General features: G+C 46.9%; 1 pseudogene. It reads right to left on the reverse strand.

The window, feature by feature from the left end:
- Positions 1–629, reverse strand: a pseudogene (locus CJ191_RS09160) (hypothetical protein); the annotation flags it as partial.

Here is a 629-nt window from a genome sequence, read left to right on the forward strand (position 1 = left end):
TCTGAGTCAGCTTCAACAAGCGCATCTGAATCTGCATCTGAGTCAGCTTCAACAAGCGCATCTGAATCAGCATCAGTAAGCGCATCTGAGTCTGCATCTGAGTCAGCTTCAACAAGCGCATCTGAATCAGCATCATTAAGTGCGTCTGAGTCAGCATCTGAATCAGCATCAGTAAGCGCATCTGAATCTGCATCTGAGTCAGCATCAACAAGCGCATCTGAATCAACATCATTAAGTGCGTCTGAGTCTGCGTCTGAATCTGCATCTGAGTCAGCATCAGTAAGTGCGTCTGAGTCTGCATCTGAATCAGCATCAGTAAGCGCATCTGAATCAGCATCATTAAGTGCGTCTGAGTCAGCATCAGTAAGTGCGTCTGAGTCTGCATCTGAATCAGCATCAACAAGCGCATCTGAATCAGCATCAGTAAGTGCGTCTGAGTCAGCATCTGAATCTGCGTCAGTAAGCGCATCTGAGTCAGCGTCAGTAAGTGCGTCTGAGTCAGCATCTGAATCATCTTCAGTAAGTGCATCTGAATCAGCATCAGTAAGTGCGTCTGAGTCAGCATCTGAATCAGTATCAGTAAGTGCGTCTGAGTCTGCATCTGAGTCAGCTTCAACAAGCGCATCTGA

Origin of the sequence: Aerococcus viridans (assembly GCF_002871935.1) — a bacterium.
GTDB lineage: Bacteria > Bacillota > Bacilli > Lactobacillales > Aerococcaceae > Aerococcus > Aerococcus viridans_B.